Origin of the sequence: Idiomarina sp. UBA4520 (assembly GCF_002388365.1) — a bacterium.
Taxonomy (GTDB): Bacteria; Pseudomonadota; Gammaproteobacteria; order Enterobacterales; family Alteromonadaceae; genus Idiomarina; species Idiomarina zobellii.
This window is the reverse complement of the sequence record NZ_DGMK01000001.1, coordinates 13287-26001: the sequence shown is the minus strand read 5'-3', so window position 1 is coordinate 26001 and position 12715 is coordinate 13287. Positions and strand designations below refer to the sequence as shown.

Here is a 12715-nt window from a genome sequence, read left to right as displayed (position 1 = left end):
GTGACACTAAGATACAAGGAATTGGGCATGGCAGAAGAAACCATATTTTCTAAAATTATCAATCGTGAAATTCCGGCGGATATTGTTTACGAAGACGAAAAAGCACTCGCGTTTAAAGACATTAACCCGCAAGCGCCTGTGCATTTGCTGATTATTCCGAAAGAGCCCATAGCGACCGTTAATGACGTTGACGAAGAAAATGCCCATTTAGTGGGTCACTTATACGTCGTTGCTTCAAAGCTCGCCGTTCAGTATGGCTTTGCAAAAGACGGGTACCGCTTAGTCATGAACTGCAATGAGCACGGCGGCCAAACCGTTTATCATATTCACCTGCACTTGCTAGCAGGTAAGCCTCTTGGCTGGCCTCCGTACACAGACACCCTAAAGCAAGGATAACTTAAGGACGGTATCTGGGGTCGAGAATTCTGTCGACTAACCAACTGCCCCCATTTTGGATGAGTACAACATCGCGGCTGTCCTTGTTGTACTCGCCTTTATACTCTCCCTCAAACAAAACAGTTGCCCGGAGTTCATCCGAGTGATTTAAATAGTCACCCAGCGAATCACTAACCACTTCCAGCTCTACTTTGTCGTAATAGCGGCCAAGCACATAGCGTTGAACCGAGCTTACCGCCGCATAATGACTGATAAGATCAACCATTCGCGGTGATGCAAACCGTTTGGCTTTTTCGAGATCTTTCTCTTCATAAACGGCCTGATAAAACCCCTGAATGACCTCCGTTGGCGTTGCTGTATTCAGATCAACGGCCTCGTCATCGCTACAGCCACTTAGCCCAATTAGAGCACCGACCATTAATAAACCACTTAACAGTTTTTTCATTTTATTCCCCTTTCGCGACACCTTCCCTGCGCGGGTCAGCTGCTCCAATTAATTTGCCACTGTCAGTTAGGGTTATACCATGTAAACCACTATTTAAATCAAGCACTTTGACATTGTGACCGCGTTTTTCAAGAGCACTCTTTAATTGGCTGATATCCCGCCCTTTTTCAAGCGAGGTATAGTCATTCCGGTTAGTAACATGCCCCAGGTTTATAGCGTCCTGAATATCCATGTTCCAGTCCAGAAGTGCCACCAGGCTTTGAGTCACATAGTTAATAATGCGGCTGCCACCGGGAGAGCCAATAGCATGAAGAACCTGTTTCCCGCTCTCATCAAGCACAATAGCCGGTGCCATAGAGCTGCGCGGCCGTTTACCCGGTTCAACTCTATTGGCGTATTTGTGCTCTCCGTCATCTGGCGCTAATGAAAAGTCAGTTAACTGGTTATTCAGTAAAAAGCCTCTCGCCATAACGGTAGAACCGAAGCCCATTTCAATGCTGGTGGTCATTGACACCACATTGCCCTCGTCATCGACAATAGAAACATGACTCGTATTCGGCCGCTCATAAGCGATATCTTGCTGGTACTTCGGCAATAGCTCAGTACCGGGTTGCGCTTTACCTAAATCTTTATCGCTAATCAGCTCAGCTCGTTTGGCTAAGTAGTTCTTATTTAACATAGCCTCTACCGGCACATCGACAAAGTCGCTGTCGGCTATCCATTGGTTTCTGTCCGCAAAAGCTAACTTAGATGCCTGCGCAAACAGATGAACAAACTCTTCACTGTTAGGCTCTAAATGACCAATGTCAAAGCTCTCCAGAATGCCTAAGGTTTGCTGCGTAGTAATGCCACCGGAGCTTGGCGGCCCCATACCGCATACCTGATACTCCCGATATTCACTGCATAAGGGTTCACGCAGTTTCGCTTCGTAATTTGCCAGGTCTTCTAAGGCTAAAACGCCCGGCTCAATTGGGCTATTTTGTACGGCTTCGACAATGTCTTTCGCAATTTCGCCTTCGTAAAAGACATCAACGCCTTGCGAGGCTATCAAACTAAGACTATTGGCGTATTCTTCATTTTTCAAAAGCTGCCCCGCTTTTAGCGGCTCGCCGTTTGGAAAAAAGTAATCACTGGCGACCGGCATTTTCTTAACGCCCGGATTAATTTCAAGCTCGACAAGTTTGGCGAGTCGGGGAGATACCTTAAAGCCTTCTTCCGCCAGCTTAATAGTGTCGTCAAACAAGCTGCCCCACTCTTTTTCGCCCCATTTAGAATGGGCTAACTCAAGCCCTTTCAAAATACCCGGGGTACCGACAGAGCGCCCACCAACGACTGCATCTATCCACTTAGCTGGCTTACCGTTTTCATCTAAGAACAGTTCTTCAGTTGCTGCCATTGGTGCTGTTTCGCGAGCGTCAATGGAGTACAGCTTTTTAGCCTCATTGTCCCAATACAAAATAAAGGCGCCGCCACCAATACCAGACGATTGCGGCTCGACAAGCCCCAGCATTGCCTGAACGGCTATGGCCGCATCTATTGCTGATCCACCGGCTTTTAAAACGTTATATCCGGCTTCAACCGCATGAGGGTTTGCCGATGCAACCATAAATTCATCGGCTTTAACTGACTGCTTTTGTTGAAAACCGGTCGCCGCTTCAGGCTCTCGTACTTCTTGCTGCTGTGGCTGACAGGCGCTAACGGCAAGCATTGCCGCAACCAGTGTGGTAATGCGATATTTCATATAACCTCATTCATATTCACATTTAATTCCCCTATCATACGAAGCTGAGTTTGCGCACGCAATGAAAAGGACGCTAGATGCACTATTTAAATCGGTACTGGGTTGGTCTTGTTCTTATTCTGGCCACTTGCTGTGTTTTGCAGCTATTGCCACAGTGGCATCAGCAGCTAAGTTTTCACAGTGAAACTGTTATGTCACAAGGCTGGCCGCTAATTACCACCCACTTTATTCATTTAAACTGGACCCATGCACTGTTTAATCTTGCAGGCCTGGCTCTCATTGTGGTTATTTGGCGGGAGTACTGGAATACACGCTGGCTCGTCAACGCTTTGCTATTGAGTTCAGCAGCGACGTCTCTTATTTTGTGGTTACTGCCTTTTACCATTATTTTTGTCGGTTTGTCCGGCGTTCTGCATGGGCTGCTTGGCTATTGTTTAATAAAAGATATTAAAGCCGGGAAAAAGTGGATGTGGCTAATTCTTGTTGCGCTTATTGGCAAAGTCGTGGTTGAGTTATTGGGATGGCAGCCTGACCATTTCGTGGGTCAGCACGTAAGCTACATACATGCAGCCGGTTTATTAACCGCCTTATTGCTTTATAAACTAGAACGGCGCCGTTTAAGCGACGCCGTTCCCCATAAAGACTAAGCGTAGTTGCTTACTTTAGGTTTTCCTCGAACAGTTTGAAAATACGACGGTATTCGTTCAGCCAGCTTTCTGGCTGACGGAAACCGTGTGGTTCAACCGGGTAAATAGCCGTTTCCCAGTCTTCTTTCTTCAGCTCGATTAAACGCTGTACCAAACGTACACTGTCCTGGAAAAATACGTTGTCATCAATCATCGGTGAATTGATAAGCAACGCATCTTCTAAGCCCTCAGCAAAGTAGATAGGTGAGCTTTGGCGGTACGCAATGGTATCGTCCTGCGGCAGGTTCAGAATGTTTGACGTATAACCGACATTATAGTGTGCCCAGTCAGTGACCGGACGCAATGCAGAGCCAGCCTCAAATAATCCCGGTTCTTTAAACAGCGCCATAAAGGTTAAGAAGCCACCATAGGAGCCACCGTACGTGCCAAGGCGGTCACCATCAACGTTCAGGTTGGTTTCCAAATAGCTCGCCACATCGACTAAATCTTCTACTTCCGGCGTACCCATTTGGCGATAAATAGCCGTACGCCAGTCGCGGCCGTAACCTTTGGAGCCACGGTAATCAAGATCCGCGACCACGTAGCCGTGCTTGTTCAGCAGGCTATGGAACATAAACTCACGGAAGTAACCAGACCAGCCCATATGCGCATTTTGCAAGTAGCCCGCACCGTGGATAAACACCACTGCCGGGTATTCTTCTGCACGCTCAGCATCAAAACCTTCCGGCGTATAGATACGCGTATAAACAGGCTCATCGACATGGCTCGACTCTACCCCGACAACATCCGGCGCCGTCCAGTCTATGCTCAGGAACTTCTCTGACACTGTATGCGTCTTGCGCTCAGGCGTATCGCTGACGTTAGCCTCTTTATGATAAAGCTCTGGTGGCATAAGCGGCGTTGAATGCGTAAGAATCAGCTCGTCTGCTTGCGGGCTCAACTCAAACGCAGTCATACCGTCTAAATCCGTCATCGCTTCCGGCTCTGAGCTACCGTCAGTTTTTACACGGTAAACTTCGTAAATGCCAGGATGTTCAATGTTCGCCTGAAAATAAAGGTACTCAGCGTCGTTGCTTAACTCCGCCGTTTCGACGACATAGTTGCCTTCGGTGAGCTGCTGAGTGTCACCGTTTAGCGGCTTCACATACAAATGCGAATAACCATCGGCTTCCGACATGAACCACAGGCTGTCGTCGTTTAACCAACCAAACTCGTTATGGGTATAGTTAATCCAGGCATCATCGTGCAGGCGATCCTGAGGCACTAATTTTTTGCCGGAGAAATCAACGGTCGCAATCCAGCGATCTTTGTTGTCCCAGGCTTCCAGCATAACCGCCAGCTCAGTGCCGTTGTCATTCCACTGAATCGCCCCATTTTCCCAGCCCCAATCGGCCATTAAATGGATAGGACGTGGCTTTTCTTCCGACTCATAGTCCTCGCCTCGCGCTTCGTGGTTTTCACGCTTAACGTCAGCTAAAACGTCTTCATTCCAGCCCGGTAACGTATTGTAAGTCAGTGCCGTGTCGGTGTGATTTTCTAAGTCCAGAATCACTAACTGGTCTTCATCGGGCTGCGCATCGGCAACACGGCGACGTACCTGTTCGCTGGATATACGACCGTCTTCGTTAATGTAGTTTGGCATGATATCGCCGTCTTCACGCCATTTGTTGGGTTCGCTAATCGCCGCAACAATTTTATCGCCGCGAGGCGATAAGCGTGCCTGAACTAACTGCTTCGACTTATCCAGATAGAAAGGCTTAGGAGCCAGGCTTGCGTTTTGAGACTGCAGCTGCTGTTGACGTTCAAAACGCTCTTCCGCTGCTTTGCGCTCTTTTTGCACGTACTGAATAAGCTGCTGTTCTTCTTTCGCTAAGTAACCTTTTGGGTCTTCGTTGGCTTTTGGCGCATCTTCAAACTTAATGGAGGCAACCTGACGGGTCAGGCCAGAGTTAATATCAACCACATAAAAGTCATTGCCCTGCTGATAGCTTAAAGAGCCGTCGGTCATGGCTTGTAAGTTATGCTGGCGCGCTTCGTCACGGGTCAATTGCTTAACGCTGCCATCGCCAAAGCGGGCAAACACATTGCCCTCAAAGGTGTAGGCCAGCCAATTACCGGCAACGGACTGCTCTTTTTCATCCGCCACGTAAAGGTGATAGTCCGACAGTGCCACTTTGGAGGCTTCGCCTTCAGCATTGTTGATAATCATCAAGTCACGAATATCGCTGCCTTCGCGCTTCTGATAAAACAGAATATGCTCACCATCCATGCTCCAAAAAGCATTTTCCGGGAAGCGACCCATCCAGTCAGGGTCAGCCATAATCTGTTCCATGGTAAGTTCCGCAGTGCCTTGCGCCGAAGCTAACGGGTCAGCACTTAACGTTTGTACCTGTGGCGCCGTTGCATTGGTTGTGTTTGCGGTTTCATTTGCAGGGGTTGTAGATGCGCAAGAGGCGGCCATTAATGCCGCCCCTATTGCCATCACTAGACGTGATTTGACCATTTAATTATTCCTTATTGTGCGTCTGGCTGATTCTCTGGGCGTGCTTGTTGTACCGCGGTTAATTGTTGTAAGCGGTCATGCACTGCCACAAGCGTTGGGTAGTTATCTAACGGTACCTTAAAACGCTCGGCATTGTACACCTGAGGCAACAAGCAGATATCCGCTAATGTTACCGAATCTCCATAGCAATAATCACCCGCTGTTTCGGTCAGGCGCTGTTCAAATGCGGTGAAACTCTGATGAACCCAATGATGAATCCAGTCATTGCGCTGTTCGTCACTGCAATTAAGTTCACCAGTAAGGTATTTCAGTACTCGCAAATTTGTCACCGGTTGTAACTCACACGCCAAGTCATAGGCTAATGCCCTAGCACGCGCCTTATCAACGGTAGCACTTGGCAATAGCGGATGTTGCTCATAGCGTTCATCCAAATACTCAATAATGGCTAACGATTGATTCAGCGTGACTTCGTCATCGACAAAAGTCGGCACTAATCCGGCCGGGTTTAATTTTCGGTATTCAGGAGTGTGTTGTTCACCGCCATCCTTGACCAGATGCACTGGGTGGTATTCAAATTCTAATTCTTTTAAATAAAGCGCCAGTCTGACACGAAAACTGGCGCTAGAGCGCCAGTATCCATAGAGCTTCATCATTCTGAAGGTCCTTTGTATTCAACCACTTTCTGATCAATCGCACCGAAGATAGACTCACCGTCGGCATCTTTCATTTCCATATGGATAGTGTCGCCAAACTTCATGAACTCAGTCGTTGGCTTGCCATCGCGGATGGTTTCTATCATTCGAACTTCAGCGATACAGCTATAACCAACACCACCTTCAGCAATCGACGTGCCATGGTCTGTGCCTTGTTTATTCGAGACCGTACCCGAACCAATGATAGCGCCCGCACCCAGGTTACGAGTTTTAGCCGCATGAGCAACTAACTGACCAAAATCAAAGGTCATGTCCTCGCCCGCGTTTGGCTTACCAAACGGCTTGCCGTTATATTCTGACAACAGCGGTAAGTGAACTTTACTGTCTTTCCAGGCACTGCCCAACTCGTCCGGTGTTACCGCCACAGGCGAGAACGCAGACGATGGTTTACTCTGGAAAAAGCCAAAGCCTTTGCCGAGTTCGCCCGGAATAAGGCCACGCAATGACACATCGTTAACCAACATAAATAGTTTAATGTGACTTGCAGCCGACTTCGCATCGATACCCATAGGTACGTCGTCAGTAACTACAGCAATTTCGCCTTCAAAATCAATGCCCCACTCGGTGCTGCCCATCTGAATTTCGTCGTGTGGACCTAAGAAGTCATCCGAGCCACCTTGATACATCAGTGGATCTTCCCAGAAGCTTGGTGGCATTTCGGCACCACGCGCTTTACGTACCAGTTCAACGTGGTTGACATAGGCACTGCCGTCGGCCCACTGGTACGCGCGAGGTAATGGCGACTCACACATGACTTGCTCAAACGTCACTTCACCATCAACGCTACCTTTATTCAGTTGCGTGTAAACGTCATTAAGCTTTGACTCAACATCGTCCCAGTTATCAATTGCTTCTTGCATACAGGAAGCAATAGCAGGTACTGCAACTGCTCGGGTTAAGTCTTTGCTGACTACCATTAACTGGCCGTCACGCGTTCCATTTCTATAAGTGGCTAATTTCATAAGTTGTTATTTCTCCTGCCAACTGTAGACATAATCTGGATTTTCGACCTTCTTCGCCGCGTCGCTCATTTCCAGCGAATCACGAGTATCCAGCATGACTGCTACTTCGTCAGTGAATTTCTTTTTGTGTTCCCGACCCGCCTTGAAAGCTTTCGGGTGTGGGCCATGGGTAAATCCTGCCGGATGGAAGGTTACCATACCACGGTCGATATTATCGCGACTAAAGAAGTCGCCTTCGTGGTAGAACAACACTTCGTCATAATCATCGTTATTGTGATAGAACGGCACTTTAAGTGCGCCAGGATCAGACTCAATAGGTCTTGGCACAAAAGTACACACCACAAAACGTTCAGCAACAAACGTTGTGTGTGCTGACGGTGGTAAGTGGTACCGGTGACTCATAAGTGGCCGTATGTCACGCCAGTTCAAACGCACAGGTGCTAAATCACCGTGCCAGCCAATGGCATCCAACGGGTTATACGGATAAGTAATAACGCTGACTTGCTGGTGACGCTTAACGTACACTTTCCAGCTGTCTTCGCTGTACTGTGCTTTAAACTCGTCATCAATGGCAGGCGTATCCAGAACCGCCGGGTCGAATACCGCATGGTTACCGACAATGCCCTTCTCCGGCAGCTGATACGAACCATTGGTGGTTTCAATCATCAGCAGTTCCATTTTCTCGTCGGGCTCTAAGCGCCAGTTGGTCGAGCGCGGCACTAAGAAGTAGTCGCCTTTAACCAGATGAATATGGCCATAGTCGCAATACAAATGACCACTGCCTTCATGCACAAATAACAGGTCGTCGCCATCGGCATTGCGCACTAAATACGGCATATTCTCTGAGCAGTGCCAAATACGGAACTTACAACTGCTGTTTGACAGCAAATCCGGCGTTAACCACGGATTTTCCGGTGCTTGCTCGGTAAGCTGATTAAAATCGAAGGCACGCGGTTTAAGCGGGCCTTCCCATTCCGACCAACCGGTCGGCGCATGTTGATGATGGAAGTGTGTCGCAGGGCCAAAAAAGCCGCTGCGCCCCGCTTCACGCTCATAAATGGCCTGCTCCGGAAAGTCAGCATGGGCTTGTCGTGACGACGTCCCTTCCTGCTTCGGGAAGCTGATCCATTTACGCATCGTCTAATACTCCTCGGCGAATTTGGTCTTCTTCAATGCTCTCAAACAGCGCTTTAAAGTTACCTTCACCAAAGCCTTCGTTACCTTTACGTTGAATGATCTCGAAGAATACCGGACCAATAACGGTTTGCGTGAAAATTTGCAGCAAAATACCGTCTTTCATTGGCGCACCATCAATCAGAATGCGTTGCTTGCGCAGCGCGTCAACGTCTTCATCATGGCCTTCAACACGCTCGTTGATTTTCTCGTAATAGGTGTCCGGCGTGTCCATGAATTCCATGCCAATTGAGCGCAAGTCTTCAACGGTTTTGTAGATGTTGTCTGAGGTGAGTGCAATGTGCTGAATGCCCTCGCCTTTGTATTCGCGCAGGTATTCTTCAATTTGTGACTTGTCGTCGTGCGACTCATTAATTGGAATACGGATTTTGCCACAAGGTGCAGTCATTGCACGACTTAGCAGACCTGTTAGCTTACCTTCAATGTCGAAGTAACGGATTTCGCGGAAGTTACCAATGCGCTCATAAAAGCCTGCCCAGGTATCCATGTTGCCGCGGAACACGTTGTGCGTCAGGTGGTCAATTTCGTACAGACCGGCCGCATGGTCTTTCATTTTACTTTCCCAGCTATCGTAGAAATCAAAATGTTGCTGGTAGATTTCGTTATTTTGATAGTTGTCGACAAAGTACAACGCACTTTCACCAATGCCGAAAACCGCTGGAATGTTTTCAATAACACCTTTGTCGTCCGGAAACGCCTTCGCGCCATTCTCTAATGAGTGCTTTAATGCATGGCTAGCATCTTTAACACGCCAAGCCATACCACAAACACTGGGGCCGTGGTCTTTAGCAAATTCTTCTGCCTGACCACCTGGCTCGGCATTTACCACAAAGTTAATGTCATTTTGTTTGAACAACCAAGCTTGCTTTGACTTGTGCTTAGCCACTTCAGTAAAGCCCAGTTTATCGAACAGATCTTTTAATGCGTCGATGCCTTTTTGATCCGGAGCCGTGTACTCAACGAACTCAAAACCATCGGTATTTAGGGGATTCATGACTTGCTCTGACATTATTACTTCCTCTTGTTATTCGTTTATTAACACTAAGACTGTAGCCGTAAAGGTGTTAATAATGCGAATTCAAACCGGAAATAGTGCCGAGCGCGGGGAAGCGCATTATTGTAAAGTAACTGTTACAGGGTAAACCTTTGCTCTATATCAAGGTTTACCCTGCTGCTTTTGTAAATTAAAGTTTACAAGGGTGTTTTTTTGGCAGGTTAAGTTTACGACAGCTTTTAGTCTTTGGGTTTACGAGGCCGTCCTTTGCGTTGTTTCCCAATACCGTAGTCCCGTAGTTTATTCGCAACGGCCGTATGCGACAGCCCTAACCTCTTGGCTAATTGACGCGTACTCGGGTAGTTTGGATACAGCCGTTTCATAATATGACTTTCGAACTGCCTCAACGCCTCTTCCAGCGTAATATCTTCAATATCAACCGCCAGACGCTCGTCGTTTCGCTCCAGCTCCGGTAATCGAATGTCTGCCGGCTCCAGAGTCTGCCCTTCCAACATAGAAACAGAGCGGAACATTGTATTCTCTAACTGACGCACGTTACCCGGCCAATGATAGCTTTTCAGTCTGTCTTTCGCGGTACGGCTTAATTGAATCTGACTGCGTCCCAGTTTTTTACAGGCCTGAGTAACAAAGTGCTCGGCCAGCAAAATGATATCCGCTTTGCGTTCGCGCAGAGGTGGAACGGTCAAAGCTAATACGTTTAAACGATAATAGAGGTCTTCCCGGAAGTCACCGTTTTCAACCAGTTCGAATAAGTTACCTTGCGCTGTACAAATCACCCGAACATCGACACTCACTTCCTGCTCTTCGCCAATGCGGCGAAATACACCGTCTTCCAGGAAGCGCAGTAGCTTGGCTTGCAGGCCAATCGACATTTCCCCAACAGAGTCGAGCAACACGGTTCCACCGGCGGCCTGTTCAAGAACACCTGTCTTCTTCGCGCTTTGCGCACTTAAGCTGCCCTCGCCATGACCAAAGAGTTCACTCTCAGCGACGTTGTCAGGTAAAGCTGCGCAGTTTATCGCGAGAAACGGTTTTTCATGTCGTGGGCTGGCCAAATGACAGGCTTTCGCAAGTAGCTCTTTGCCAACACCGGTTTCACCTTCCAGTAACAGTGGCGCATCAAGCTCAGCCATACGTTGGGCATCGCTGATAACACGTTTCATTACTGGCGTTTCCGTTAGTAAGCGATCGAACGCAGCTTTATTACTGGCTTGCTGCCAGTTCTCGGTAACAGGTTCTGACTTACAGGTCATCACAGCGCCCGCAAAGACTTCGATACCCTCTTCGTCATTAACCCAAATAGGCAGTAGCTGAGCATAGTATTGATCACTGCCTATGGTCACAGCTTCATAAATAGGCATTTTCGGCTGTTTATCCAGCCAGCGCTGCAGCGCAATACCCTGCACAAACTGTGACAGAAGCTCACCTTTAAGCACGTCATGACTGTCCGAAAGGAGTTTTAAACCCGCATCGTTAATAATATCGATAACGCCTTTGGTGTCTATGGACAGAACCGGATCCGGTAACGTAGAAAGCAGCAGATTAAACTCGTAATGCTCGCGCTCGAACGGCATGTAAGGAATGGTTTTTACGTCTTTGACGTTAGGAATACGACGAATTTGCGGCATTAAATGACGAAAATCATCAAAGTCTAACTCAGGGAAATTCAGAAAAATTTTCCCTTTAGGGTCGACTTCAATGCCACGTAGGTCAATTTCGTGATCACGCAGAATTTGCAGGACATCCTGACAAATACCAAGCCTGTCATCACAGGTAATTTCTAGCCGCATAACACCTTGCTTCACCGTCTAAATGTAAAGCAAATGATACACCAAAGGTGGGCATTTAAAAACAAAAAACCCCGGCCATTTTCACCAGGGTTTTATTAGCGCTTTAGTCGAAGCGAGTTCCTAGGCGTCCAGGACCTTGTCGGTCTTCGCCGCCATAATAAAGTCGTTCTTATGCAAGCCGTTAATAGCGTGAGTCCACCACGTTACTGTCACTTTGCCCCACTCGGTAATTAGCTCGGGGTGGTGCTTTTCTTCTTCGGCAATATCACCAACACGGTTAGTAAACGCCAGTGCCTGCTTAAAGTTTTTAAACTTGTATTCACGTTGTAACATCATAACGTTGTCTTTGGTGACCGGCGTCCAGTCCGGAATTTCACGCATTAACTCTTTTAGCTCGTCGTCACTCACTTTGGGTGCGTCAGCGTGGCAAGCTTCACAACGTTCCTGATCTAATTGTGCCATGTAACTTTACTCCTCGTTGTTCTTTATCGTTGGCAAAAGCTAAGCTGCATCTTTCGGTGGAAACTTCGGTTCAAACAAACCGAGCTCCATCGCTTCATGTACAAGTGACATGATATCCATGTCAGAAATTTCAAACAGCTCATCAACACTTTCTATGGTGTAGTAAATGGGCTGAATAATATCAATACGGTACGGCGTTCTCAGTGCATCAAGGGCTTTTAATGGTTTGCGCTCTGGCTTGTCGCTGTTAACCGCATACTCGGTTTCCGCCGGCGACGATAATATACCACCACCGTAAATGCGTGTGCCCTCTATAGTTTGCAGCAGCCCAAACTCAACCGTAAACCAGTACAAACGAGCTAAATAAACACGTTCTTTAGGTGTTGCCGCATACCCCAGTTTACCGTACTGGTGGGTAAAGTGAGCGAACGCCGGGTTGGTTAATAACGGACAGTGTCCAAATATCTCGTGGAAGATATCCGGCTCCTGCAAGTAATCAAACTCTTCGCGAGTTCGAATAAAGGTGGCGACCGGGAACTGTTTATTCGCCAGTAAGCGGAAGAACTCGTCAAACGGAATAAGAGCTGGCACAGCCGCGACTTGCCAGCCAGTTTCACGCTCTAACACCTCGTTCAACTCATGCAACTGTGGCAGACGATCTTTCGGTAAGTTGAGTAATTCAAGTCCCTTCATATACTCGTCACAAGCCTTACCCGGAATGCATTCTAACTGACGCTCAACGAGATCTTTCCATATCGCGTTTTCTTCGTCAGTCCAGTGAATAATACCGTTCTCGTCCGGTTGCTTCGATACGTATTGACTTTCTTTACCCATAATTCAACCTTGT

At 47.8% G+C, this 12715-nt stretch carries 12 protein-coding genes; 2 read left to right on the top strand and 10 right to left on the bottom strand.

Annotated features, from left to right (window positions below):
- Nucleotides 1-27 precede the first annotated feature (27 nt).
- Entirely contained in the window at nt 28-396 is a 369-nt protein-coding gene (locus tag B3850_RS00125) for a histidine triad nucleotide-binding protein (protein WP_053953553.1), read from the top strand.
- Nucleotide 397: 1 nt separating this feature from the next.
- Here B3850_RS00125 and B3850_RS00120 read toward each other — a convergent pair whose 3' ends face one another.
- Entirely contained in the window at nt 398-841 is a 444-nt protein-coding gene (locus B3850_RS00120) for a hypothetical protein (protein WP_286911201.1), read from the bottom strand.
- A 1-nt stretch (nt 842) separates the two neighbouring features.
- Complete coding sequence (gene ggt, locus B3850_RS00115) at nt 843-2582, bottom strand: gamma-glutamyltransferase (RefSeq protein WP_286874448.1); 1740 nt, start codon at nt 2580-2582, stop codon at nt 843-845.
- 77 nt (nt 2583-2659) lie between these two features.
- Here ggt and rrtA point away from each other — a divergent pair, with 77 nt between their 5' ends.
- Complete coding sequence (gene rrtA, locus B3850_RS00110) at nt 2660-3229, top strand: rhombosortase (protein ID WP_286911200.1); 570 nt, start codon at nt 2660-2662, stop codon at nt 3227-3229.
- A gap of 10 nt (nt 3230-3239) precedes the next feature.
- Here rrtA and B3850_RS00105 read toward each other — a convergent pair whose 3' ends face one another.
- From B3850_RS00105 to phhA, 8 genes are all read right to left on the bottom strand, one after another.
- Nucleotides 3240-5732 (bottom strand): S9 family peptidase, encoded by a 2493-nt coding sequence (locus B3850_RS00105; protein WP_286874452.1) that lies wholly within the window; start codon nt 5730-5732, stop codon nt 3240-3242.
- An 11-nt stretch (nt 5733-5743) separates the two neighbouring features.
- Nucleotides 5744-6382: a maleylacetoacetate isomerase gene (gene maiA / locus B3850_RS00100; RefSeq protein WP_273267983.1), complete on the bottom strand. Its 639-nt coding sequence runs from the start codon at nt 6380-6382 to the stop codon at nt 5744-5746.
- Nucleotides 6382-7407, bottom strand: coding sequence for a fumarylacetoacetate hydrolase family protein (locus B3850_RS00095; protein WP_286874456.1), 1026 nt, complete (start codon nt 7405-7407; stop codon nt 6382-6384). The genes maiA and B3850_RS00095 overlap by 1 nt, the downstream gene beginning before the upstream one ends.
- Before the next feature lie 6 nt (nt 7408-7413).
- On the bottom strand, nt 7414-8544 hold the full coding sequence (locus B3850_RS00090) for a homogentisate 1,2-dioxygenase (protein ID WP_286911199.1): 1131 nt from the start codon (nt 8542-8544) through the stop codon (nt 7414-7416).
- On the bottom strand, nt 8537-9610 hold the full coding sequence (gene hppD / locus B3850_RS00085; protein WP_286874461.1) for a 4-hydroxyphenylpyruvate dioxygenase: 1074 nt from the start codon (nt 9608-9610) through the stop codon (nt 8537-8539). The genes B3850_RS00090 and hppD overlap by 8 nt, the downstream gene beginning before the upstream one ends.
- A 224-nt stretch (nt 9611-9834) precedes the next feature.
- A complete protein-coding gene (gene tyrR, locus B3850_RS00080; RefSeq protein ID WP_286874463.1) occupies nt 9835-11406 on the bottom strand; it encodes a transcriptional regulator TyrR in 1572 nt (523 codons plus the stop codon).
- A gap of 120 nt (nt 11407-11526) precedes the next feature.
- On the bottom strand, nt 11527-11868 hold the full coding sequence (locus tag B3850_RS00075) for a 4a-hydroxytetrahydrobiopterin dehydratase (RefSeq protein WP_053953544.1): 342 nt from the start codon (nt 11866-11868) through the stop codon (nt 11527-11529).
- A gap of 39 nt (nt 11869-11907) precedes the next feature.
- Complete coding sequence (gene phhA / locus B3850_RS00070) at nt 11908-12702, bottom strand: phenylalanine 4-monooxygenase (RefSeq protein ID WP_286874466.1); 795 nt, start codon at nt 12700-12702, stop codon at nt 11908-11910.
- Nucleotides 12703-12715: the final 13 nt, after the last annotated feature.

Coding starts and splice junctions, on each gene's coding strand:
- B3850_RS00095 (WP_286874456.1), bottom strand. CDS start 7,407: ATGAAATTAGCCACTTATAGAAATGGAACGCGTGACGGCCAGTTAATG.
- tyrR (WP_286874463.1), bottom strand. CDS start 11,406: ATGCGGCTAGAAATTACCTGTGATGACAGGCTTGGTATTTGTCAGGAT.
- maiA (WP_273267983.1), bottom strand. CDS start 6,382: ATGAAGCTCTATGGATACTGGCGCTCTAGCGCCAGTTTTCGTGTCAGA.
- B3850_RS00120 (WP_286911201.1), bottom strand. CDS start 841: ATGAAAAAACTGTTAAGTGGTTTATTAATGGTCGGTGCTCTAATTGGG.
- hppD (WP_286874461.1), bottom strand. CDS start 9,610: ATGTCAGAGCAAGTCATGAATCCCCTAAATACCGATGGTTTTGAGTTC.
- ggt (WP_286874448.1), bottom strand. CDS start 2,582: ATGAAATATCGCATTACCACACTGGTTGCGGCAATGCTTGCCGTTAGC.
- B3850_RS00105 (WP_286874452.1), bottom strand. CDS start 5,732: ATGGTCAAATCACGTCTAGTGATGGCAATAGGGGCGGCATTAATGGCC.
- rrtA (WP_286911200.1), top strand. CDS start 2,660: ATGCACTATTTAAATCGGTACTGGGTTGGTCTTGTTCTTATTCTGGCC.
- B3850_RS00090 (WP_286911199.1), bottom strand. CDS start 8,544: ATGCGTAAATGGATCAGCTTCCCGAAGCAGGAAGGGACGTCGTCACGA.
- B3850_RS00075 (WP_053953544.1), bottom strand. CDS start 11,868: ATGGCACAATTAGATCAGGAACGTTGTGAAGCTTGCCACGCTGACGCA.
- phhA (WP_286874466.1), bottom strand. CDS start 12,702: ATGGGTAAAGAAAGTCAATACGTATCGAAGCAACCGGACGAGAACGGT.
- B3850_RS00125 (WP_053953553.1), top strand. CDS start 28: ATGGCAGAAGAAACCATATTTTCTAAAATTATCAATCGTGAAATTCCG.